Source organism: Salmonella sp. SJTUF15570 (assembly GCF_043357055.1).
Lineage (GTDB): Bacteria > Pseudomonadota > Gammaproteobacteria > Enterobacterales > Enterobacteriaceae > Salmonella > Salmonella enterica.
In genome coordinates this window covers 436,805-462,889 of record NZ_JBEUKJ010000003.1, presented here as the reverse complement: position 1 = coordinate 462,889, position 26,085 = coordinate 436,805, and the positions used below count along the sequence as shown (strand labels likewise).

General features: G+C 46.8%; 7 protein-coding genes. 6 read left to right on the top strand and 1 reads right to left on the bottom strand.

Going from position 1 to position 26,085, the window contains the following annotated elements; genetic code table 11:
• Nucleotides 1–113 precede the first annotated feature (113 nt).
• Nucleotides 114–2,939: an excinuclease ABC subunit UvrA gene (uvrA, locus tag ABVN44_RS08480; protein WP_000357725.1), complete on the bottom strand. Its 2,826-nt coding sequence runs from the start codon at nt 2,937–2,939 to the stop codon at nt 114–116.
• A gap of 247 nt (nt 2,940–3,186) precedes the next feature.
• On the opposite strand from uvrA, the gene ssb1 reads away from it, so the two are divergent.
• The 6 genes from ssb1 to siiE all read left to right on the top strand — a co-directional run bounded on the left by ssb1 (nt 3,187) and on the right by siiE (nt 26,058).
• Nucleotides 3,187–3,717: a single-stranded DNA-binding protein SSB1 gene (ssb1, locus tag ABVN44_RS08475; protein ID WP_000168322.1), complete on the top strand. Its 531-nt coding sequence runs from the start codon at nt 3,187–3,189 to the stop codon at nt 3,715–3,717.
• 1,038 nt (nt 3,718–4,755) lie between these two features.
• On the top strand, nt 4,756–5,388 hold the full coding sequence (siiA, locus tag ABVN44_RS08470; RefSeq protein ID WP_000389243.1) for an SPI-4 type I secretion system auxiliary protein SiiA: 633 nt from the start codon (nt 4,756–4,758) through the stop codon (nt 5,386–5,388).
• Nucleotides 5,385–6,773 carry a MotA/TolQ/ExbB proton channel family protein gene (locus ABVN44_RS08465; protein WP_052908361.1) on the top strand — a complete coding sequence of 463 codons (1,389 nt, stop codon included), beginning with the start codon at nt 5,385–5,387 and terminating at the stop codon, nt 6,771–6,773. Before siiA ends, ABVN44_RS08465 begins: the two co-directional genes overlap by 4 nt.
• Nucleotides 6,763–8,082: an SPI-4 type I secretion system protein SiiC gene (gene siiC / locus ABVN44_RS08460; protein ID WP_001747443.1), complete on the top strand. Its 1,320-nt coding sequence runs from the start codon at nt 6,763–6,765 to the stop codon at nt 8,080–8,082. The genes ABVN44_RS08465 and siiC overlap by 11 nt, the downstream gene beginning before the upstream one ends.
• The gene (gene siiD / locus ABVN44_RS08455) at nt 8,079–9,356 is read left to right on the top strand and encodes an SPI-4 type I secretion system protein SiiD (RefSeq protein ID WP_001081935.1); all 1,278 of its coding nucleotides are present in this window, start codon (nt 8,079–8,081) and stop codon (nt 9,354–9,356) included. The genes siiC and siiD overlap by 4 nt, the downstream gene beginning before the upstream one ends.
• 16 nt (nt 9,357–9,372) lie before the next feature.
• The gene (gene siiE / locus ABVN44_RS08450) at nt 9,373–26,058 is read left to right on the top strand and encodes a non-fimbrial adhesin SiiE (RefSeq protein WP_052908362.1); all 16,686 of its coding nucleotides are present in this window, start codon (nt 9,373–9,375) and stop codon (nt 26,056–26,058) included.
• Nucleotides 26,059–26,085 lie beyond the last annotated feature (27 nt).

Sequence of the window (26,085 nt, the reverse complement as noted above, 5' to 3'; positions counted from 1 at the left end):
TCACATGTCAGAGCTAGGCGGCACGCAAATCACAAATGCTCAACACGGAGACAATGAGGTGGGATGAGGAAAAATGATGCCGCTTCCCGGCGAATCGGAAAGCGGCGTGAAGGTTATTTGAGCATAGGTTTAAGGAAGCGGGCGGTATGCGACGCCTCGCACTCCGCCACGGTTTCCGGCGTACCGGAGACGAGAATTTCGCCGCCGCCGCTGCCGCCTTCCGGGCCGAGGTCAACAATCCAGTCCGCCGTTTTAATGACGTCCAGGTTGTGTTCGATCACCACGATGGTGTTGCCCTGATCGCGCAACTGATGCAGAACGTCAAGCAACTGCTGAATATCAGCAAAGTGCAGGCCAGTGGTCGGCTCGTCGAGAATATACAGCGTCTGCCCGGTGCCGCGCTTCGACAGTTCGCGCGCCAGCTTCACGCGCTGGGCCTCGCCGCCGGAAAGCGTCGTCGCCGACTGACCAAGACGGATATAGGTCAGCCCCACGTCCATCAGCGTCTGCAGCTTACGCGCCAGCGCCGGAACCGCATCAAAGAACTCACGCGCTTCTTCAATGGTCATATCCAGCACTTCGTGGATGGTCTTGCCTTTGTACTTAATCTCCAGCGTTTCCCGGTTATAGCGCTTGCCTTTGCACTGGTCGCACGGCACGTAAATATCCGGCAGAAAGTGCATTTCGACTTTAATGACGCCATCGCCCTGGCACGCTTCGCAGCGACCGCCGCGCACGTTGAAGCTGAATCGCCCTGGCGTGTAGCCGCGCGAGCGAGACTCCGGCACGCCAGCAAAAAGCTCGCGAACCGGGGTAAAGACGCCCGTATAGGTCGCCGGGTTGGAACGCGGGGTGCGCCCGATCGGACTCTGGTCGATATCGATCACTTTATCGAAATGTTCCAGCCCCTGAATATCCCGATACGGCGCCGGTTCGGCGATAGTCGCCCCGTTTAACTGACGCTGGGCGATGGGGAACAGCGTATCGTTAATCAGCGTCGATTTACCGGAACCCGAGACGCCGGTGATACAGGTAAACAGCCCTACCGGTAGCGTAAGGGTCACATCTTTCAGGTTGTTGCCGCGCGCGCCGGTGAGTTTGAGCACTTTTTCTGGATTTGCCGGCACGCGTTGTTTCGGCACTTCAATTTTGCGCTTACCGCTCATGTACTGGCCGGTCAGTGATTCCGGTACCGCCATAATGGCTTCCAGCGGGCCTTCCGCCACCACCTCGCCGCCGTGAACGCCCGCGCCGGGGCCAATATCAATCACATGGTCGGCGGCGCGGATGGCGTCTTCATCGTGTTCCACCACAATCACGGTATTGCCAAGATTGCGCAGATGAATCAGCGTACCCAGCAGCCGTTCATTATCGCGCTGGTGCAGACCGATGGACGGCTCATCCAGCACATACATCACGCCGACTAACCCGGCGCCTATCTGGCTCGCCAGACGAATACGCTGGGCTTCGCCGCCGGAAAGCGTCTCTGCCGAGCGGGAGAGCGTGAGATAGTTCAGGCCGACGTTCACCAGAAACTTGAGGCGATCGCCGATCTCTTTTAGCACTTTTTCGGCGATTTTCGCTCGTTGCCCGGAAAGCTTGAGATTAGTGAAAAAATCCATCGCATGGCCAATGCTCATATCGGAAATAGCAGGCAGCGGCGTATTTTCCACAAATACATGGCGCGCTTCGCGATTCAGTCGCGTTCCTTCACAGCTGGCGCAGGGGCGATTACTGATGAACTTCGCCAGCTCTTCGCGCACCGCGCTGGATTCCGTCTCTTTATAACGGCGCTCCATATTATGCAGCACGCCTTCGAACGGATGGCGGCGCACGGAGGTATCGCCGCGATCGTTCATATATTTAAATTCAATGTTCTCTTTGCCGGAACCGTACAGCACGACTTTATGTACGTTGGCGCTGAGGCTTGCCCACGGCGCATCTACGTCGAACTTATAGTGTTCCGCCAGCGACTTGAGCATTTGAAAGTAGTAAAAATTGCGACGATCCCAACCACGAATCGCGCCGCCTGCCAGCGACAGGTCGGGATTCTGGATCACGCGGTCCGGATCGAAATATTGCTGAACGCCGAGGCCGTCACAGGTCGGGCAGGCGCCTGCCGGGTTGTTGAACGAGAACAGACGCGGTTCCAGCTCGCGCATACTGTAGCCGCAAATCGGACAGGCAAAATTGGCGGAGAACAGAAGCTCCTCCGCTTTCTCATCGTCCATATCGGCAACAACCGCCGTGCCGCCGGATAATTCCAGCGCCGTTTCGAACGACTCCGCCAGGCGTTGGGAAAGATCGTTACGAACTTTGAAGCGATCGATCACCACCTCAATGGTATGTTTCTTTTGCAGCTCCAGCTTCGGCGGATCGGAGAGATCGCAGACTTCGCCGTCAATACGGGCGCGAATGTAACCCTGGCTTGCCAGATTTTCCAGCGTTTTGGTGTGTTCGCCTTTACGCTCTTTAATAATCGGCGCGAGCAGCATCAGACGTTTGCCTTCCGGCTGTGACAGTACGTTATCGACCATCTGGCTAACGGTTTGCGCCGCCAGCGGCACGTCATGGTCCGGACAACGCGGCTCGCCCACGCGGGCAAACAGCAGGCGCAGGTAGTCGTGGATCTCGGTAATAGTACCCACCGTAGAGCGCGGGTTGTGCGATGTCGATTTCTGTTCAATTGAGATCGCGGGCGATAACCCCTCAATATGGTCGACATCCGGTTTTTCCATGAGCGACAAAAACTGCCGCGCGTAAGCGGAGAGCGATTCAACGTAACGACGCTGCCCTTCGGCATACAGAGTGTCGAAAGCCAGTGAGGATTTGCCTGAACCCGAAAGCCCGGTCACGACAATCAGTTTGTCGCGGGGGATGACGAGGTTAATATTTTTGAGATTATGGGTGCGGGCGCCCCGAACTTCGATCTTATCCATTCACCTTTCCCGGTAGAGACTCGGATGCCTGGTTTGTTTGAAGGACAAACGGCAGAAACGGCTAATTATGACACAATTTAACCTGTTTGAATATACAGTATTGGAATGCATCTTCAGCTAAAGTATGCAACAATATGAGGTTCGCGCGAGTGACCTGGAACCTGCATCGCAGCTATTAAAATGCTACGTGGAAATGGTACACTCACGCGTTTACACTATTTATGAAACGTATTCAGGAGACTCAATTATGGCCAGCAGAGGCGTAAACAAGGTGATTCTCGTTGGTAATCTGGGCCAGGACCCGGAAGTACGCTATATGCCGAGTGGCGGCGCTGTCGCCAACTTAACGCTGGCTACTTCTGAATCCTGGCGCGATAAGCAGACCGGCGAAATGAAAGAGCAGACTGAATGGCACCGGGTGGTGATGTTCGGCAAACTGGCGGAAGTGGCCGGCGAATATCTGCGTAAAGGTTCTCAGGTGTATATCGAAGGTCAATTGCGTACCCGCAAGTGGACCGATCAGAGTGGCCAGGAACGCTATACGACTGAAATTAACGTTCCGCAGATCGGCGGCGTAATGCAGATGCTGGGTGGTCGCCAGGGCGGCGGCGCACCGGCAGGCGGCCAGCAGCAGGGGGGTTGGGGTCAGCCGCAACAACCTCAGCAGCCGCAGGGCGGCAACCAGTTCAGCGGCGGCGCGCAGTCGCGTCCACAGCAATCCGCGCCAGCGCCGTCTAACGAACCGCCAATGGATTTTGACGACGACATTCCGTTCTGATTTTTGGTAAAAAACTCAAAGCGTTATTTGCATTTTCGCTATAGTTCTCGTCTGCTGAAATGCCTGGTGTAAACCAGGCATTTTCTTACCTGGTATTATTGTCTTTGTATCCCTTTCAAAAAAGAGAAGCGCATATCTTACGGAAAAATGTCGCTTATCGCCTCTGGCCGACTCGCCTCGGCACATCATTATCCAGCCGAAGTTCATAAATGTACTGCAATAACCCGGATTGTCTTAAATATGAAAGAGAAAACTCATCTGCAAAATATATAATTTATAGCCATTTTTTGACAACAAAAAGATATTATAAAATAACGTTAGAGAATGGTCGGTATTATCAATAGTTAATTAAATGTTTGCTTTAGCTTGTGATGATCTCAAATATGATATGTGCATCTTGCTTTATTTTTAATTGCTGAAGATAAAGTTGTTACTTATAGCTGGCTTTATATAAAAAATGGTTTTATTTGTGTGTGTTTTTACGCAATTCTGATTTTTTACTCCCCACTTATTATATTTTTAATAATTTAAGTTATATTGAAGTCCCTATGACCCTATGTTTTAATTGTGAAAATTAATTTTATCCTCTGGAGGCAAATTTATTAAATACGTATGGTTATAACGCGTATTAAAAAGAAATATGTCCTTAAAATGATTTAGAGTTTCAATGATTAGCTAACAAATCTATTTATCGGCGGGTGGTTTTAATTTGCTGATGACTATTTTTTATTTATGAGTTGAGAGCTTATGCGATACCTATTATTGGGGAAGATATAGTTAGTGCAATAATTGATGTCTACCTAATTAAAAAATGAAGAGTGTTTTAATTAAAGCACTCATCTTTGTTGTGGGCGCATAAAAATGGCGTCGTTGTTTTTATTTTTCTGATTACGAGATGTAAGAAAACTGAACTCTATAAAGCGTATTGGTAGCAGGAAGCCAAGGGCGGTAGCGTTCACTTTCTGAATAAGTTGAGCATCCATTATCCTTTCTAATCCACAAAAACATTTTATTCACAATGTAATATCAGGAGACAACATGGAAGACGAAAGTAATCCGTGGCCTAGTTTTGTTGATACATTCTCTACGGTATTGTGCATTTTTATATTTCTTATGTTGGTGTTTGCACTTAATAATATGATTATTATGTATGACAACTCAATTAAAGTTTATAAAGCAAATATAGAGAGTAAGACTAAATCTACTGCTCAAAATAGCGGAGCCAATGACAATTCAAATGCTAATGAAATAATTAATAAGGAAGTGAATACCCAAGATATGTCGGACGGAATGACTACAATGTCAGGTAAGGAGGTTGGAGTATACGATATCGCCGATGGTCAGAAAACTGATATAACGTCTACAAAAAATGAGCTTGTTATTACGTATCATGGCAGGCTGAGAAGCTTTTCAGAAGAGGACACTCATAAAATAGAGGCGTGGTTAGAAGACAAAACCAATAGTAATTTATTGATAGAAATGGTTATTCCTCAGGCAGACATCTCTTTCTCTGACTCTTTACGACTGGGATATGAACGGGGAATTATTTTAATGAAAGAGATTAAGAAGATATATCCTGATGTAGTTATTGACATGAGTGTTAACTCCGCAGCATCAAGTACAACGAGTAAAGCTATTATCACGACTATTAATAAAAAGGTGTCAGAGTGAAATATATAAATCATTACCGCTATTTGTTTGTCTGTTTTTTCCTTGCCATACTCCCTTTTTTCGCTTTATCTTTTCCCGGTATAAGAGAGTATGTTTTTGATAACTTCATGGTTTCTGCAATTTACAATGGAGACATTATTGCCATTTATATTACAGGTTCTTTGTGTGCATTATTCACTATTCTTAAAAATATTTCAGCAAAAGACATATTAATAGCTCAGGACGCCAGTAGAAAAAATATCATTCTTTCTAACCTTAATCAGGTTTTGTTTGCCGGGGAACCCAAACAGTGTGATTTCAATTTGCTGATGGAATTAGATGACAATGTGTCTACCGCCCGTAATCAACGATTGTCATTTATTATGAGCTGTAGCAATGTGTCGACGCTTGTTGGCCTGTTGGGGACGTTTGCGGGTCTGTCTATTACGATTGGTTCAATCGGGAACTTATTGAGCTCGCCATCAGATGTTGGCGGTGATAATGCAAGTAATACACTCAATATGATCGTGACAATGGTAGCGTCGCTTTCTGAACCATTGAAAGGGATGAATACCGCATTTGTATCTTCTATCTATGGTGTTGTTTGCGCCATACTCCTGACCTCACAAAGTGTTTTTGTTCGCAGCTCCTATTCCCTTGTTTCTACAGAGATCAAAAAATTAAAAATCATAAGTAACAGATCCAATAATAAACAACGAAGCCTGCGGGTTGAATCAGAGACGCTTGTAGAATTTAAAGAGTTGTTTAAAGCGTTTTTTGATAACTATCTGTCAGTTGAAAATTTACGGACGCAGGATGAAGAAAAGAAACGAGAGATGCTATCAGATAGCTTTGTCACTTTGCAAAACCGACTATTGGATAACTCAGCAAAACTGGAACAACTTTCTACGCTGATTGATGGTTATCTGGTAAGCAGTAACGAAAATCTCAAAAAATTATCTGACGGTGTAATAACAATTACCTCTCGTTTATCTGAAGGTAATATCCTGCTTGCTGATAATAATGCACGACTGGAGGCAATGAGTACAATACAAAATATTATAGATAAAAAGAATGATTCAATAATGGCATCAGTTGATAAATGCTATCAGGAATCTCTTTCACATGGTAAGACCATAAACGATATTGCCGCTGGCAGTGCCGATATTTCTCATACTCTCGATGGGCTGAGAAAAGAAATGGATGAGGATATGAATAATGTTCATTTAGCGCTATCCGATCTATCGGCTACTGATAAAAAGATTATTGCCAATACTAAAGAGATTAGTGCTGAAATGGTTAGCTACCGTGATACCTATATGCCATTAATGGAAAAAATAACTTCTATGCATCAGGAAATAGTAAAGCAACGTTTGTTAAACAAGGAGGAAAAAAATGAAGATTAAGATGTTTTTTCTGACGACTGCTTTTATTACACAAAGCACATACGCCAGCGAGCTTCCGGTCATTCCTCTAAGAGATTTAGTTAATGCCGCATTAACTCATCAGCCCTCTGTTGCTGTTTCATATTATGAGACTGAAAAGAAAAACAGTGACTTAGATCTTTCACGGGCAGCACTTTATCCTACCCTGGATCTAACATCTGGCCTTAATAATAACAGAAAAGAGTCATCAGGTACCGAGAGAAACGTTGAAAATAAGGTGTCTTTATCATACCGAATAACGGATTTTGGAGTGAGGGGGGCTAATATCAGGAAATCTGAATACGAAAGAGATAATAGTAAAACTGACTATGAGAAAACAAAGAATATAGTGTCTCAGGAGGTTGTGACAACCTATTACAACATCAGTAAATATCGTGAAATGATTGATGGCGTAAATCTGGAGAAAGAGTTTTATAAAAAGATGCTGGAAACTTTTTCGCTGTTGGTATCTTCCGGTGTAGCGATGCAATCTGATATGCGTAAAGTACAAGTATCTATCGATGCATTAAATACCAGAAGCATTATGTATCAGTCGATGTTGGATGATGAAATGTATAAAATGCAGAATATGACTGGTCTGAATTTGTCACCAGATCAGATTCAAAGCGATGAAAAATTCAACCTCTTCAAAAAATATATCTTTGTCGAAAGCCCTGAAAAACTTATGGACATGGTGATGAAATACAACGATGACTATAAGATGCTTGTCAATACCCGAAAAGCCGCGACCGAAGATATTAATGCCGCAAAATCATCCTATTTTCCGACTGTAGATCTCGTGTCCAGCTATGTACAGAATAACCCGAGCGGTAGTGCCAAAAAAAGTGATTATGAAGATGAATTTAAAACGGGTATCAATGTCAGTTTCAACATTTTTAATGGGTTCAGAAATTCAGCCCAGGAAAGAAAAATGGTGGCAAGTTACTCGCAGGCTAAGCTGCAAATTGACGATTTTTTGATTAAAACGCGTTATAACATTGATTCACAACTTTCAAGATACGCCGCTGCAAAAGAGACTTACTCAGTGGCGGAACGTTCACATACAAACGCGTTACAGCTTACTAAATTATATGAGCAGGAGTTTCAGTTAGGGCAAAAAAGTTTGCTTGATTTAATTTCAAGCCGTAATGAAGCATTTCAGGCATATGTAAGCATGATCGACAGCAAATATAGCCTGTATATTTTAAAGTTACAGCAACTCTCATTGATTTTTCATTTAATGGATTATTTAAAAGGAAATACTGAAAGTGAGTTAAATGTAATGAAATGAATAGAAGACAAAGCGATCATCTCATGATGATAATTATTTCTTTGACGATCTTAATTATTATCCTTACCTACTTTATAGAAATTAATTCAGTGGTTCATGGTCAGGGCGTTATCACTACTAAAGATAATGCTCAGTTAATATCTCTTTCTAAAGGAGGGACGATACAAGATATTTATGTGGCCGAGGGTGATACTGTAAAAAAAGGAGAACTCCTTGCAAAGGTCGTTAACCTTGATCTGCAAAAAGAATATCAAAGGTATAGAACTCAAAAAGGGTATCTGGATAAAGATGTTAACGAAATATCTTTCATTCTTGATAAAGAAAATGAGAGTGGGTTGATTACCCTGGATGGTACCCGTTCTTTAAGCAATAAAGAGGTAAAAGCGAATATTGAATTAGTGCATAGTCAGATAAGAGCTAAAGAGTTAAAAAAAACCTCTCTTGATTCTGAGATTAGCGGATTACAAGAGAAGCTGAGTTCGAAAGAAAAAGAACTTGCATTGCTTGCCGAAGAAATAAATATTCTTTCTCCACTGGTAAAAAAAGGAATTAGCCCATATACCAATTTTCTTAACAAGAAACAGGCGTATATAAAAGTTAAGTCTGAAATTAATGATATTGAAAGTAGCATCACTTTAAAAAAAGATGATATTGAGCTGGTTGTTAATGATATTGAGGCGCTTAATAATGAATTGCGCTTATCTTTATCTAAAATAATATCTAAAAATCTTCAGGAACTTGAGGTTGTTAACTCTACATTAAAAGTAATAGAGAAGCAGATAAATGAGGAGGATATCTATTCACCGGTTGACGGTGTAATTTATAAAATCAATAAAAGTGCCACTACTCATGGTGGTGTGATTCAGGCGGCAGACTTACTTTTTGAAATAAAACCAAAAGTAAGGACTATGCTGGCCGATGTGAAAATATTACCCAAATACCGTGACCAAATATATGTAGATGAAGCCGTTAAACTGGATGTGCAGTCAATTATCCAACCAAAGATAAAATCGTATAATGCGACTATCGATAATATTAGCCCTGATTCCTATGAGGAAAATACCGGAGGAACAATTCAGCGTTATTATAAAGTAATTATTGCATTCGATGTTAATGAAGATGATTTACGGTGGTTAAAACCAGGTATGACTGTTGACGCTAGTGTAATTACCGGAAAACACAGCATTATGGAATACCTGTTATCTCCCTTGATGAAAGGCGTGGACAAAGCCTTTTCAGAACCAGTTAATACTAAACGATTAGATACACCTTGAGAGTGAATATAATATTATGGGAAATAAAAGCATACAAAAGTTTTTTGCCGATCAAAATTCTGTAATTGATTTATCTTCTTTGGGTAATGCCAAAGGCGCAAAAGTTTCTCTTTCCGGGCCAGACATGAACATTACCACGCCGCGTGGTTCAGTGATCATTGTCAATGGCGCTCTTTATTCAAGTATCAAAGGCAATAACCTCGCTGTTAAATTTAAAGATAAGACTATTACCGGCGCTAAAATTCTGGGCAGCGTAGATTTAAAAGATATTCAACTGGAGAGAATTGACAGCTCATTGGTTGATTCTGCTCAGGTAGAAAAGAAAGGTAATGGCAAACGACGAAATAAGAAGGAAGAAGAGGAATTAAAAAAGCAGCTTGACGATGCTGAAAACGCAAAGAAAGAAGCTGATAAGGCGAAGGAAGAAGCAGAGAAAGCTAAGGAGGCTGCAGAAAAAGCGCTCAATGAAGCGTTTGAAGTACAGAACTCGTCAAAGCAAATGGAAGAAATGCTCCAGGAATTTTTGGCTGACAATGTAGCAAAAGACAATCTGGCTCAGCAAAGCGATGCTTCCCAGCAAAATACACAGGCTAAAGCAACGCAGGCTTCTAAACAGAACGATGCTGAAAAAGTTCTTCCTCAACCTATTAATAAAAATACCAGCACTGGCAAAAGTAATAGCAGTAAAAATGAGGAAAATAAGCTCGATGCCGAGTCTGTTAAAGAGCCGCTTAAAGTCACATTAGCGCTTGCGGCCGAAAGTAACAGCGGTAGCAAAGATGATAGTATAACTAATTTTACTAAACCTCAGTTTGTAGGTAGCACTGCTCCCAATGCCACGGTCATTATTAAAATTAATGGTATTGCTGTCGGCCAGGCTGTAGCGGATAGTTTGGGTAACTTCACCTTCACTGCGCCTGAAACATTGACTGATGGAACATACAATCTGGAGGCAGAGGCCAAGACTGCTGATGGGAGCGGTAGCGCCAAACTTGTCATTACTATCGATTCCGTTACCGATAAGCCAACATTTGAACTTTCGCCTGAAAGTAGTGTGTCCGGTCATAAGGGCTTAACGCCGACCTTGACGCCTTCAATTGTTGGTACGGCGGAAGAGAATGCTAAGGTTGACATTTATGTAGATAATAAACTGGTTGCCAGCGTTGATGTCGATAAAGATGGAAACTGGAGTTATGAATTTAAGGATAATGAATTATCTGAGGGCGAAAATAGTATAAAAGTCGTTGCTGTAGATAAAGCAGGTAATAAAAACGAAACGACGGATAGTATCATAACCGACACCATTCCTCCGGAAAAGCCGACGATTGAGCTGGATGATAGTAGTGATTCCGGCATTAAAAATGACAACATTACAAATAGCACCCTGCCAACATTTATTGGTGTGGCGGAACCCGGTTCTACAGTCTCTATTTATCTTGGACTTAAGCATCTTGGTGAGGTCATTGTTGCTAAAGATGGGACATGGAGCTATACGCTTACTACGCCGCTCAAGGATGGCGAATACAATATAACAGCAACAGCTACTGATATTGCCGGGCATACCTCAGCGACGGCAAATCTGCCTTTTACTATTGATACACGTATCAGCTATTTCAGCGCTGAGATTGAAACGACGAATGATAGCGGTATTGTCGGAGATAACGTTACTAACAATACTCGCCCAACCTTTACAGGTAAAACTGAGCCAAATGCTATTATCAGTGTCATAAATAGTGAGACTGGCGAAGAGGTTATTTTTAAAGCGAATGACAAGGGCGAATGGACGTTCAATTTCACTTCCGACTCAGTGGAAGGGATTAACAATCTTACGTTCACTGTTGAAGATGTCGCTGGCAACAAAAAGGATTTTTCCTTTAGTTACGTTATTGATACTATTGCCCCTGTACCTCCGACGGTTTCTTTGGAGGATTATGTTGTTTTGCCGAATGGTATAATTTTATCAGGGAATGATTTACCGGCTTTAGTCGGTACGGCAGAGCCAAAGTCTACCATCTTATTGATGCGAGATGGTAAATTATATGACAGCATTGAGGTTGATTCAAACGGGACCTGGAATTATCAGTTTAGTAATAAATTTCTTCAGGGCGCCTATGATATTGAAATCATTTCTCAGGATGCCGCCGGCAATAAATCCTCTACTGTTAAATATTCTTTTACTATTCAAACTGAAGTTGTACCTCCAAAAGCGGAACTCGATGCCAGTGATGATTCCGGTGCAAAAGGCGACTGGATTACCAATAAACATAATGCTCTGACATTACTGGGAACAGCGGATAGGTTTGCTACCGTAAATATCCTTATTGATGGTAAAACGATAGGCGTGACGACTGCGGATGCAGACGGTAACTGGAATTTTGATATTTCCCGAAATCTGTCTGACAATGTTTATAAGATTACGGTTGAATCCATCGATCCTTTAGGAAGAACGTCATCTGTAGATTATCAGCTTACCATTGATAGCTTTACGCCGATCCCTACTGTTATGTTGCATGATAGCGCTGATTCTGGCGTTAAAGGCGATATGATTACTAAAATTAATACGCCGTTGTTTACCGGGATGGCTGAAGCTAATGCTAAGGTTTCCATCTATGTCGACGGTGTGTTAAGTGGCGAGGCTATTGCTGGCGATGATGGTGTATGGAATTTTCAATTTACCACAGCGTTATCCGATGGCTCGCATGACGTAACGGTAAAGGTAGAAGATATTGCCGGTAATACTGCCTCCTCATCAGCGTATAATTTCCAAATCGTAACGCAAACGCAAAAACCAACAATAGAGTTGGTCAACGATACGGGGGTTGATAATACAGACCATATTATTAATGAAAAGAATCCTGCACTGACAGGAACCGCTGCACCCTATTCAACGGTTAAACTCTATATTGATGGTGCACTGATCGCTGAGGTCAGAACAAATAAAGATGGCAGATGGGAGTATACCCTGAAAGCCGATCAAGGTTTGGTTGATGGCGATCATAGAATAACCGCTTCAGTTGAAGATATCGCTGGCAACATTGCCCATTCGGATCCTTTCTTAATTAGCGTCGATACTGCTATTTCAATACCGATAGTTTCATTGAGCCCGGATTCAGATTCGGGAATTTCAGATGATAATTTAACGAATATCGTTAAACCTACCTTGCACCTAAAAGATATTGATCCGGACATTATCAGTGTTCAGGTATGGGATGCCATGTCTGATACGCAGATCGGTGTTGCCACGCAACAACCTGATGGTTCATGGGCCTATACCTTTACTTCAGATTTAACGGAAGGCTTGCATCAGGTTTATGTCAAGGTTGAGGACATTGCGGGTAATAAAGCGAACAGCGCGGTATTCGATTTTACTATCGATACCACAGTATCAACGCCGGTGATTTCCCTGCTTTCTAAGGATGATACGGGGGTTACAGGCGATAACCTGACCAATATCAATAAGCCAGGTTTTGCTATTTCCGGTGTTGATGCCGATGCGCATCGGGTCGTCGTACAGGTGATGCACAATGGCGTGAGCGAAGAGATCGAACTTTCCCACCTCAATGGTAGTTGGTTATTTACACCAGGGAATACGTGGGCGGATGGCAGCTACACGTTAACGGTGAAAGTAGAAGATAAGGCAGGAAATACCAACTACTCAACGCCGCTGACGGTCGTTATCGATACCCAAATCGCCATTGATGGGGTGGAACTGGTCAACGATAGCGGCGTGAAAGGCGATAATATGACCAACGACGACCGTCCCCACTTTCGTGTGACGGTACCTACGGATGTCAATGAAGTCCGTCTGAGCATTGACGGTGGTCATTCGTGGGTTCAGGCAACTCCGGGCGTAGCAGGAAGCTGGGAGTATATCTGGCCGACAGACCTGGCAGATGGTCAATACACGCTAACGGTGGAAGCGACTGATAAAGCAGGCAATACAGTGACGAAGACCATCGATTTCGCGGTGGATTCCACGCTGTCAGTGCCGGTCATCGTACTGAATAACGCGGACGACACCGGCATCCAGGGCGATAATCTGACGAATCGCACCCAGCCGACATTTGCCCTGCAGCAAATTGATGATGATGCCGTTCGCGTTACGGTCAGCGTGGAGCATGGCGGCGTTACCACTACATTTGACGCCACGAAAGGCACAGGCGGATGGACCTTTACGCCGCCGGCATTATGGGCGGATGGTGATTATACCCTGAGTGTGTCAGTCGAAGATAAAGCGGGGAACACCAGCCATTCTGCATCGCTGACGGTGACGGTGGACACGCAAATCGCCATTAATAACATTGAACTGGTCAATGACAGCGGTATTCCCAACGATAATCTGACTAATAACGTGCGTCCGCAGTTCCAGGTGACGGTACCGACGGATGTCAACGTGGTGCGCCTGAGCATTGACGGCGGCAAGACGTGGTTCAACGCTACTCAGGGCGCGACGCCGGGCGCCTGGGATTATATCTGGCCGGATGATGTGGCCGACGGAGGCTATACCCTGACGGTAGAAGCGACCGACAAGGCGGGAAACCAGACGACGCAGGAACTTGATTTCACCATCGATACCACTCTGTCTGTGCCGACCCTCTCGCTGGACAGCGCAGATGACAGCGGCATCGCGGGCGATAATATCACCAATGTTAAAACGCCGGGCTTTACCCTCAACAATATTGATACCGATGTCAGCCGGGTGATAGTGGAGGTAATGCACAATGGCATTAAACAGGAGGTGCCACTGGTTCAGACCGGCGGACAGTGGCGCTTTGCGCCGACCAGCGACTGGGGGGACGGCGACTATATCCTGACGGTGAAGGTAGAAGATAGGGCCGGAAATGTGAAGCAGTCCGCGCCGTTGACGGTGACAGTGGACACGCATATCGCCATTGACCGTATTGAACTGGTTAACGACAGCGGTATCCCCGGCGATAATCTGACCAATGAAGCGCGCCCGCACTTTCAGGTGACAGTACCGGCGGATGTTAACGGTGTAAGACTGAGTATTGATGGCGGCAAAACGTGGTTTGACGCCACGCAGAGCGCGACGTCGGGCGTCTGGGATTATACCTGGCTGACGAATGTGGCTAACGGCCCTCACACCCTGATGGTGGAAGCGACCGACAAGGCGGGAAACCAGACGACGCAGAAACTGGACTTCATCATCGATACCCTGCTGTCAGAACCGACGATTACCCTGGACAGCGCGGATGATAGCGCCGCTGGCGATAACATCACCAACGTTAAGATGCCAGGCTTTACCCTCGGTAATATTGACGCCGACGTGACCAAAGTGGTGGTGACGGTGGCGCATGATGGTAAGAACCAACAGATAGAGTTGATTAAGAACGGCGGTGTGTGGCGCTTTACGCCGGGCGCAGCCTGGACCGATGGCGACTATACGTTGACGGTAAAGGTAGAAGATAAGGCGGGTAATACAAATTATTCTGCGCCGCTGACGGTGACTATCGATACGCAAACGTCTATTGATCGCATTGAGCTTCTTAATGACACGGGTATTGTCGGGGATAACCTGACCAATGAAGCACGTCCACAGTTTCATATTACGGTACCGACGGACGTGAACTCTGTGCAACTGAGTCTTGATGGCGGCATCAACTGGGTTAACGCAACGCTGACGTCTGACGGCGTTTGGGAGTATATATGGCCGACAGATCTGGTCGAAAATACGTATACCCTGACAGTGAAAGCAACCGATGTTGCAGGCAACACGGCGACGGAAACGCTCAATTTTATCATTGATACCACATTGTCGACACCGACCATCACGCTGGATAGCGCAGATGATAGCGGCACCGCCAACGATAATAAGACTAACGTTAAAACGCCGGGTTTTATTATCGGCGGTATTGATTCTGACGTGACTCAGGTCGTCGTGCAGGTGATGCGCGATGGTCACAGCGAGGAGGTGGAGCTGACGCAGACTAACGGGCAGTGGCGTTTTGTACCCGGCAGCGCGTGGACTGATGGCGACTATACGCTGACGGTAACGGTGAAAGATGAGGCGGGTAATATTCGCCACTCAGCGCCGTTGACGGTCACCATCGATACGCAAATCGCCATTGACCATATTGAACTGGTCAATGACAGCGGTATTCCCGACGATAATCTGACTAATAACGTGCGTCCGCAGTTCCAGGTGACGGTACCGACGGATGTCAACGTGGTGCGCCTGAGCATTGACGGTGGCAAAACGTGGTTTAACGCCACACAGAGCTCGACGCCGGGCGTCTGGGATTATACCTGGCTGGCTGATGTGGGAGAGGGGAAACATACCCTGACAGTGGAGGCGACCGACAAGGCGGGAAACCAGACGACGCAGCAACTGGACTTCATCATCGATACCCTACTGTCAGAGCCGACTATCGTGCTGGACAACACGGACGACAGCGGAACAAAAGGCGATAACCTGACCAACGTAAATAAGCCGACGTTTTTACTGGGTAATATTGACGCAGACGCGCGGTATGTCACGGTTGAGGTGCAGCATGGCGGCACGAAAGAAGTGCTGACGGCCACCAAAGACGCGACCGGCAACTGGAGCGTGACACCGACCGGCACATGGGCAGATGGCGACTATACGCTGACAGTGAGGGTGGAAGATGATGCGGGGAACGTAAAACACTCAGCGTCGCTGACGGTCACGGTCGATACCCAAATCACCATTGATGATATTGAACTGGTTAATGACAGCGGTACTAAGGGCGACAATCTAACTAACGACGCCAATCCACATTTCCGCATCACGGTGCCAGGGGATGTCAACGAAGTCAGTCTGAGCATTGACGGTGGCGTGACCTGGGTTAAGGCGACACAGAGCGTGACGCCGGGCGTCTGGAATTATACCTGGCCGGGCACCGTGCCGGATGGCGACTATACGCTGAATGTGAAAGCGACTGACAATGCGGGTAATACGGTGACGGAGACACTCCACTTCACTATTGATACCACGCTGTCGACGCCGGTCATCGTACTGGATAGCGCGGACGACACCGGCATCCAGGGCGATAACATGACCAATCGCACCCAGCCGACATTTAACCTGCAACATATTGATGATGATGCCGTTCGCGTTACGGTCAGCGTAGAGCATGGCGGCGTCACCACCACATTTGACGCCACGAAAGGCACAGGCGGATGGACCTTTACGCCGCCGACATCATGGGGAGCGGGCGATTATACCCTGAGTGTGTCAGTCGAAGATAAAGCGGGGAACACCAGCCATTCTGCATCGCTGACGGTGACGGTGGACACGCAAATCGCCATTAATAATATTGAACTGGTCAATGACAGCGGTATTCCCGACGATAATCTGACTAATAACGTGCGTCCGCACTTCCAGGTGAAGGTACCGACGGATGTCAACGAGGTACGCCTGAGCATTGACGGCGGCAAGACGTGGTTCAACGCTACTCAGAGCGCGACGCCGGGCGTCTGGGATTATACCTGGCTGGCTGATGTGGGAGAGGGGAAACATACCCTGACAGTGGAGGCGACCGACAAGGCGGGAAACCAGACGACGCAGAAACTGGACTTCATCATCGATACCATGCTGTCAGAACCGACTATCGTGCTGGACAGCACGGACGATAGCGGAACAAAAGGCGATAACCTGACCAACGCGAATAAGCCGACGTTTATACTGGGCAATATTGACGCAGACGCGCGGTATGTCACGGTTGAGGTGCAGCATGGCGGCACGAAAGAAGTGCTGACGGCCACCAAAGGCGCGACCGGCATCTGGAGCGTGACACCGACCGGCACATGGGCAGATGGCGACTATACGCTGACGGTGAGGGTGGAGGATGATGCGGGGAACGTAAAATACTCAGCGCCGCTGACGGTCACGGTTGATACCCAAATCACCATTGATGTTATTGAACTGGTTAATGATAACGGTATTCCCGGCGACAACCTGACCAATGACGTTCGTCCACACTTCCGCGTCACGGTGCCAGGGGATGTCAACGAGGTACGTCTGAGTATCGACGGCGGTAATACGTGGGTTCGTGCAACACAGGGCACGGCAGGGACCTGGGATTACACCTGGCCGAAAGATGTGACCGACGGGCTACATACCCTGACGGTAGAAGCGACCGATAAGGCGGGAAACCAGACGACGCAGACGCTCGATTTTACCATTGATACCCGGCTGTCAACGCCTACCATCGCTATGGATAGCAGGGACGATACAGGTGCCATTGGCGATCATATTACGAGCGTCAAAAGACCGGGCTTTACCATTGGCAATATTGACGCCGATGCGCACTCGGTCATTTTGCGGATCACACAGGGCGGCAATAGCCAGGAAGTGACACTAACCCAGGTTGGAGGACAGTGGCGCTTTACGCCAGATGCTGACTGGGCGGACGGTAGCTATACGCTAACGGTAGAAGTCCAGGATAACGCGGGGAATGTCCGCCAGTCCACGCCGCTGATAGTGACGGTAGATACGCAAACCAGCATTACTGATATTACATTGGTCAATGATCATGGCGTGCCTGATGACAATCTAACTAACAGTACCCGTCCGCAGTTTGAGATCACGGTGCCGGCGGATGTGAATTCTGTGCAACTGAGCATTGATGGGGGCGCAAACTGGGTGAGCGCGGCGCAGGGTATCGAAGGCGTCTGGGGCTATACCTGGCCAACGGATATGGGCGATGGAAAACACACCCTAACCGTCATGGTCACCGACAGAGCGGGCAATACGGCGACGCAAACGCTTGAATTTTTCATCGACACCCGGTTGTCGACGCCGACCATTGCGCTGGATAGCACGGATGATACCGGTACGCCTGGCGATGATATGACCAATCGCACCCGACCGACCTTTATTCTGCAGAATATCGATTCGGATGTTATCAACGTTACAGTCAGCGTCACGCATAATGGAACGACAACCTCGTTTACCGCGACACAGGGGGCTGGAGGATGGAGCTTTACACCGCCAGCGCCGTGGGGCGACGGTGATTATACGCTGACGGTGACAGTGGAGGATCGGGCGGGAAATACGCGTCCGTCTACGCCGCTGACGGTGACAGTGGATACGCAAATAGCCATTGATCGTATTGAATTAGTCAACGATAGCGGCGTCCCTGGCGATAATGTGACAAAACATGTGCGTCCGCAGTTCCAGATCTCGGTACCGGATGATGTGGAAAAGGTTCTTCTGAGTATTGACGGCGGCACGACCTGGGTTACTGCAATCAAGAGTTCGACGGCTGGCATTTGGGATTACACCTGGCCGACGGATATGCCAGAGGGACAGCATACCCTGACCGTGGAAGTGACTGACGGTGCGGGTAATAAGATGACGGAGACGCTCAATTTTACTATCGACATCACGTTGTTGACGCCAACCATTGAGCTGGCGCCCGATCAGGATACCGGACAGAATAAAAACGATAATCTGACCAGCGTCACTCAACCAGTATTTGTGTTGGGGAGTATCGATAAAGATGTTCGACACGTGGAATTGAGTATTGAGCATAACGGCACGTTTAAAACGGTAGTACTCACCGAATCAGCCGACGGCTGGCGCTATCGACCGGATTCTGCTTTGGCGGACGGTAGCTACACATTCACCGTGACGGTAACAGATGTGGCAGGCAACCAGCAAACATCCGCGCCTTTAAAGGTGACGATAGACGGTACGTTGACTACGCCGGTGATTGAGCTGGCGGCCGGCGAAGATAGCGGTACTGTTGGCGATCGCCTCACCAATCACGATCGGCCTGTGTTCGACATACGCCAGGTTGATTCTGACGTTACGCGCGTGATGGTCAAAGTAACTTACAACGGTAAAACGCACGAGGAAGCGGCGGTATTCACCAATGGTCAATGGCGCTTTACGCCTTCTGCGAGCTGGGCTGATGGCTCATATCAGTTAGCCGTTGTGGTGGAAGATCTGGCGGGGAATGTAAAAGAATCTGCGCCGTTAGAGGTGCGTATTGATACCACGACAACCATTAACAATATCGTATTGCTTAATGATACTGGCGTGCAGAATGATCAATTAACGAATGTTGCCAAACCGTCATTCAGAATTGACGTTCCCGGTGATGTCGTCCAGGTACGCGTAACCCTGGATGGTGGCGCTAACTGGAATGTGATACGCAAAAATGCCGACGGACAGTGGATTTTTGACAGCCCGAATACTCTGGTTGACGGCACATATACCCTTCGCGTAGAGGCCACGGATCAGGCAGGTAATATTGCGAATAAAGATTTAGTATTTAATATCGATACTAATATACAGGTTCCTACTATTGCTTTAGACGCAGGACAAGATACCGGAGCGAATACCGCCGATAATATTACTAATATTTCACGACCCACCTTTACGATTGGTAATGTTGACCCCGATGTTATCAAAGTCGTGGTGACGATTGATGGTCATGATTATAACGCGACTAAGGTTGGGGCTGGTTGGCAATTTACACCAGGCAATGCCATTCCGGATGGTTCTTATAATATTACCGTTACGGTTGAAGATAAGGCCGGAAATACCGCGACATCGAAACCATTACCTGTTGTGATAGATACGACGGCTGAAATTGAAAGCGTCACGTTGGTTACAGATAGCGGTGATAGCGATGTAGATAACATTACCAAAGTCGACAAGCCGCAGTTTAGTATTGTTACCGCTGATGATATTACCCATGTGCGCGTTAAAATCGATAACGCCGCTAATTGGATTGAACTCACAAAAGGAGGGGATGGCCGCTGGATATTTAATGTCGGTTCGGCATTACCTGATGGGCAACACACTCTCTTGGTTGATGTGACTGATATCGCCGGCAACGTTGCGCAAGAAACGCTGCAGTTTACGATTGATACGACTCTGCAAGAGCCGACAATTGTACTCGATCCCACCCATGATACTGGTGATGATACTAATGATAATCTTACCAGGATTAACAAACCGGTGTTTATTATCGGTAATGTCGATAATGATGTATCACACATTGTGGTTCATCTTGATGGTCGGGATTACACCATTGAAAACACAGGGGGGAATTTAACCTTTACGCCGGATCAACCGCTGTCTGACGGTCAGCATACGATCTCTGTTACCGTAACGGATATTGCTGGTAATACCAAAACATCGGCTGAACTGAAGATTGAAATCGACACGCAGGTTCAGATTGACAGTGTTACGTTAACAACAGATAGCGGCGTCAACGATCACGATAATGTCACCAATGCTACCCGTCCCTCTTTTGAAATTGCAACGCCTGATGATGTGACATCGGTGCTGGTTTCTTTCGATGGCGTAAACTGGACGCCTGTCAGTAAAAATGCGGCCGGGCAGTGGCAATTTACTGCAGGTAGCGCATTGTCTGATGGTCATTATACTCTCCATGTCCAGGCGACTGATCGGGCAGGGAATACGGCAAATTCCACGTTGGGCTTCACCGTGGATACGCAGATTGACGGCCTGAGCGTCGTGATGCTGGACGACGCCGGAAAGGATTCTACGGATGGTATTACGAATATTACCTCTCCACGTTTTGAAATTTCAGCCAGAGAACCGCTGCAGAGCGTGACGGTAATTTTAAACGGGAAATCCAGCACACTGACTCAGGGGGCAGGTAATAAATGGCTATTTACCCCTGATACACCGTTAGTGGATGGAACTTACAAAATAGAAATAGTGGCTGAAGATATCGCAGGTAATAAAATTAGCAAAGAGGTATCATTCACAATAGACACTGTTGTTTCTGATCCCCGTATTGATTTGCTGGATGCGGATGATACTGGCGAAAGCGCTGTTGATAATATTACGAGTGTCACTAAACCACGTTTCGTTATTGGCAATGTACCCGCCGATATTGATACTGTGGTAATCAGAATTAACGGCGTTTCTTATCCGGTTACGGCAAATGGCAATAACCTCTGGGAATTTCAGGTTCCCGTTGCGTTAAACGATGGCGTATATGAAGCCGTTGTTGTCTTCAGAGATATTGCCGGAAATACTTCTGAAACTAAGCTGCCCTTTACCATTGATACCACGACAAGCGTCAGTGTCAGAATGGAGCCAGCGTCTGATACCGGCAGCTCCAATAGCGATAACCTTACGAATAAGCAAAATCCCAAATTCGAAGGTACTGCAGAGCCCAATGCGAAACTGGTGATTACCATTGTTGACGATAAGTCAGGTCGGGAGGTTCTAAAACACACGATTACGGTTGGCGCCGATGGCAACTGGAGTGTGACGCCGAATATCCTGCCGGATGGCATGTATACCATCAACGTCGTCGCAACAGATGTCGCGGGAAATACTGCGCAAACGCAGGAAAGATTCACTATCGATACGGTTACGATCGATCCTACCATTCGCCTTTCGGATCCATCTATTGATGATCAGTATGAAGCAACCAGCCTGCGTCCTGAGTTCAAAGGGCTCGCCGAAGCGTTCTCGACGATTATGATTCAGTGGGATGGGAAAGTGGTCGGCTCGGCAAACGCCAATGCGAATGGCGAATGGAGTTGGACGCCGCCATCAGTATTAGCGCCAGGCTCCTATGTTGTGAGCATTGTTGCCAAAGATAAAGCGGGTAATGAATCGTCGCAGGTCGACTTTCCTGTCGTAATACCTGTTATTGATGTCACGCCTCCAACCATAAAGCTCAGCGAGGAGAGCGATAGTGGTGCCTTAGGAGACTTTACCACGAATAATAAAACGCCGACCCTGGTTGGGAACACGTTACCTAATGCGATTGTGAGTATTTATGTGGATGGCGTGAAGGTCGGCGAGGCGACAGCGGATACAGCGGGTCGATATACTTTCCAGTTATCGGAAATGAAAGATGGCCATTATGTCGTCCAGGTGGGTATCGTCAACCCTCGCGATAATAGCGAACTGCGTTCCACCGCCGTTGATGTCACTATCGATACCGAGGTTGCTGAACTGGTATGGAATATATCTGGAATGCATGAGGGCGGATATATCAATACGGTGACGCCGGAGATTGGCGGCACCAGTGAGCCAAACAGCAAAATCACTATCTTTGTGAATGGCGTTGAAAAAGCGATTGCTTATACGACAGGCGCAGGACACTGGGGCGTAGTATTACCCGCTTTGGGTAATGACGGTAATTATGAATTAACGTTTAAAGTTGAAGACGTTGCCGGCAATATCAGAGAGTTTGGTCCGCAGAATGTAATACTGGATACAGTAATTTCGCCGTTAACCGTGGTATTACGCGAAGCTGATGACAGTGGCAAAGTTGGCGACTGGATCACCAATAAATCTCATGTCACCATCGATGGTACTGCCGAAGCCGGAAGTACTTTAACCATCAGGAATCCGCAGGGGGGGGTTATTGCTACCCTGGTGGTAGGCAATGATGGTCGATGGAGCGCAGAATTAGATCTGCGTGAAGGTAGTAATGCCTTTGTCGTGGTATCGGAAGATAAAGCGGGCAACAGCCAACAAAAAGATATTCTGATAGAACATGATACGCAGATTGAAATCAGCGATATTTCATTAAGTCGGGATACTAATAGCGGTGATAAATATGATCTGATTACCAATAATAAGTCTCCGGTACTGGTTGCCATGACCGATCCCGGCGCGACGGTACAGGTTTATATTAATGGTGTGTTACAAGGCACAGTAGAGGCGAGCTCGTCAGGTAATATTAGCTATACCATGCCGGCAAATAGCGCCGACGGCGAGTATCAGGTGCAATTTGTTGCTACGGATACTGCTGGTAACCGGGTTGAGTCTGCGATTACAACCGTGACAATCGATTCTCAAATTGCTGTCTTTGACATTGATGAAGATTCATTACCGGCCCTCTCTAATAACCGGGCGTTGTCAGTCTCAGGTGTCGGGGAGGCTGGTTCTCAGGTCAGCATCTTTGTCGATGGTAAATTAGTCAACGTTGTTATGGTTGAGGCTGATGGCACATGGCGCGCGCCGATACTGCTGCAAGATGATGGTACGTTTAATATTCATTTCAGCATTACTGACGTTGCTGGCAACACTGAAGTGAGCAAGGATTATAGCGTGGATGTCGATTCATCAACCGACTTCCCAACGCTCAACCTTGAAGATGCAAGCAACTCTGGTTCACTTGACGATCTGATTACTAGTCACAACAAGCCTGTGTTAGTAGGCACCGCAGAAGCGGGAGCCACAATCCATATTTATGTGGATGAAAAGATCGTGGCAAATGTGCTTGTGCTGGAAGATGGAACCTGGTCCTATCAGTTTGATAATGCGTTAAAAGATGGTGAATATTCTATCCGAGTGGTTGCCGAAGACCCGGCAGGTAATACGGCAGAATCGCCTCGCTTACTCGTCACGATAGATACCAGTACGTTTATCGATAATCCTGTTATGATGGCAGGTTCTGATAACGGTATTTTCAGTAATGATAGTATAACGAGTCAGACCCGGCCTGCGTTTAGTATTTTTGGAGAAATGAACCAGAGTGTTCAGATTTTCATTGATGGGGTGTTAGTCGATACGATCACGGTGACGGACAGAAATCAAGTTTATCGACCTGAGTCACCGTTGGGCGATGGTTCCCATAGCATTTATTATGTTATCACCGATAAAGCAGGCAACACGGCTACCTCGAAAACGCTAAACTTTACTATCGATACCTTAAATACGACGCCTGTCGCCATTGATTCTATCGGCGGACAAACGTTAGCAGAGATGACCGGTAGTGATGGCAAAATATACATAACGGACACGACGCGTAACTTATTGTTTAGTGGCAGTGCCGAGCCCAATAGCAAAATAGAAATCATCATTAATGGCTTAAATGTGGGGGAAGTTTGGGTTAATGACAAAGGCCACTGGCAGATGCCGGTGAACCCGCTTTATTTCACAGAAGGCCAGCTGGATATCACTGTTAAATCTACGGACCGTGCTGGTAACGTCAATCAGGAAAAGTATTCCATTTGGGTCGATACGCATATCCAGGTATTTACCAGCGAGCTTGATGACAATAAATCATCATCGAAAACGGACTGGTGGAGTAATAGCTCCACTATTACCATGAGAGGTATGGGGGAAATTGGCGCTACGGTATCATTAATCGTGGCAGGGGTCACGTTGGCAACCGCTGTCGTTGCGGCTAATGGGCAGTGGGAATTATCGACCGATCAGCTTCCGGAAGGTAAATACGATATCACGTTGAGTATTGAGGATAACGCAGGCAACCGTAAGGAAGAGGTACATGAAATATTTATTGATCGAACGCCGCCAAACGCTCCGGTCGTAACTTATTCATATATTGTCAACGATCTAATTATTATGCAGGGAACGGCGGAAGCCAAATCTCAGCTAATAATAACCGATAGTAATGGGAATACTTATACGTTAACCGTTCCTGATAATGGTAAATGGAGTATGGCGATCCCGTATCCATCGGAAGGGAAGTTTACCATTACGAGTGTGGATGCGATTGGTAACCGGAGTGATGATGTCCCTCTCGATATCATGAAAGAGACTCCTGTTATTTCATTATCTCCAGACTCAGACAGTGGTACGGCGGGCGATAATATTACGCGAGATAATCAGCCTACCTTTATTATCGGGAATCTGGAAAGCGATGTTGTGGTCGTTCAGGTCGATATCAATGGGACCGTATATAATGCTGAAAAAAATGCCGATGGCGTTTGGTTCTTTACGCCAGGTACACCGTTAGCTGATGGTTCCTATACGATATCGGTAATCGCAAGCGATGCCGCGGGTAATCAGAAAAACTCGTTACCCATTACCGTTACGATCGACAGTACGCTGACCGTGCCGGAGATTGCGCTGGCAGCAGGTGAAGACAATGGCGCTTCAGACAGCGATAACGTGACGAATCACAATCACACCCAACCTAAGTTCACGCTGCAGCATATTGATGCTGATGTGACCGGGGTGACCGTAAACGTGACGCATAATGGCGTGACAGACATCTATCAGGCGACGCAAGGCGCGGATGGCTGGACCTTCACGCCGCCAGCCGCCTGGAATGACGGTACCTACACGCTGAGCGTGACGGTGGTGGATCGCGCGGGGAATTCACAGCAATCTGCTTCGCTGGAGGTGACGGTTGACTCAACGGTGACGGTAACAGCGGATAGCCAGCATAACGATGCGAGCGATGACGCCACGGCAATAGCGGTTACTCCACCGGAGTCTGAAACAGTGAATGCCGAAAGCGCTACGCATCTTCGAACTGTGCCGTCGGCGGCGGAAGAAAGCGTGGTGAAGGAGACAGCCTATAGTATTACATTGTTAAACGCTGACTCTGGGGATGAAATAGATCGTTCAATTAGTCAGACACCTTCTTTTGAAATATCAGTACCTGAGAATATTGTTAATGTCAGTGTTATGTTTGAAGGAGAAGAGTTTACTCTGCCGATAACTAACCAGAAAGCAATATTCGAAGTTCCGCTATCTTTGGAAGATGGTGAATATACTATGGACGTGAAATTCATTGATAAGGACGATGATTTCCTGATTAAGGAAAAAACATTCTCAGTCGATCACTCCTCGGCGGATATTGTGAACGCAATGAATGCAAGAGGAAAGACCGAGGATGATATTAATGATTCCCCTTCCACGAGTTCTGTAGGGCACAACAATAACGGCGCTATTGATGTTTTCGCCGTTAATGAAGTTACGCTACCTGTAGATAATCAAGAAGAACACGCATAATAACGGAGACCCCTCACCTTTGGGTGA

Excerpts from the sequence above, each read along its gene's own strand:
- uvrA (WP_000357725.1), bottom strand. The coding sequence starts at position 2,939 with ATGGATAAGATCGAAGTTCGGGGCGCCCGCACCCATAATCTCAAAAAT.
- ssb1 (WP_000168322.1), top strand. The coding sequence starts at position 3,187 with ATGGCCAGCAGAGGCGTAAACAAGGTGATTCTCGTTGGTAATCTGGGC.
- siiA (WP_000389243.1), top strand. The coding sequence starts at position 4,756 with ATGGAAGACGAAAGTAATCCGTGGCCTAGTTTTGTTGATACATTCTCT.
- siiC (WP_001747443.1), top strand. The coding sequence starts at position 6,763 with ATGAAGATTAAGATGTTTTTTCTGACGACTGCTTTTATTACACAAAGC.
- siiD (WP_001081935.1), top strand. The coding sequence starts at position 8,079 with ATGAATAGAAGACAAAGCGATCATCTCATGATGATAATTATTTCTTTG.
- siiE (WP_052908362.1), top strand. The coding sequence starts at position 9,373 with ATGGGAAATAAAAGCATACAAAAGTTTTTTGCCGATCAAAATTCTGTA.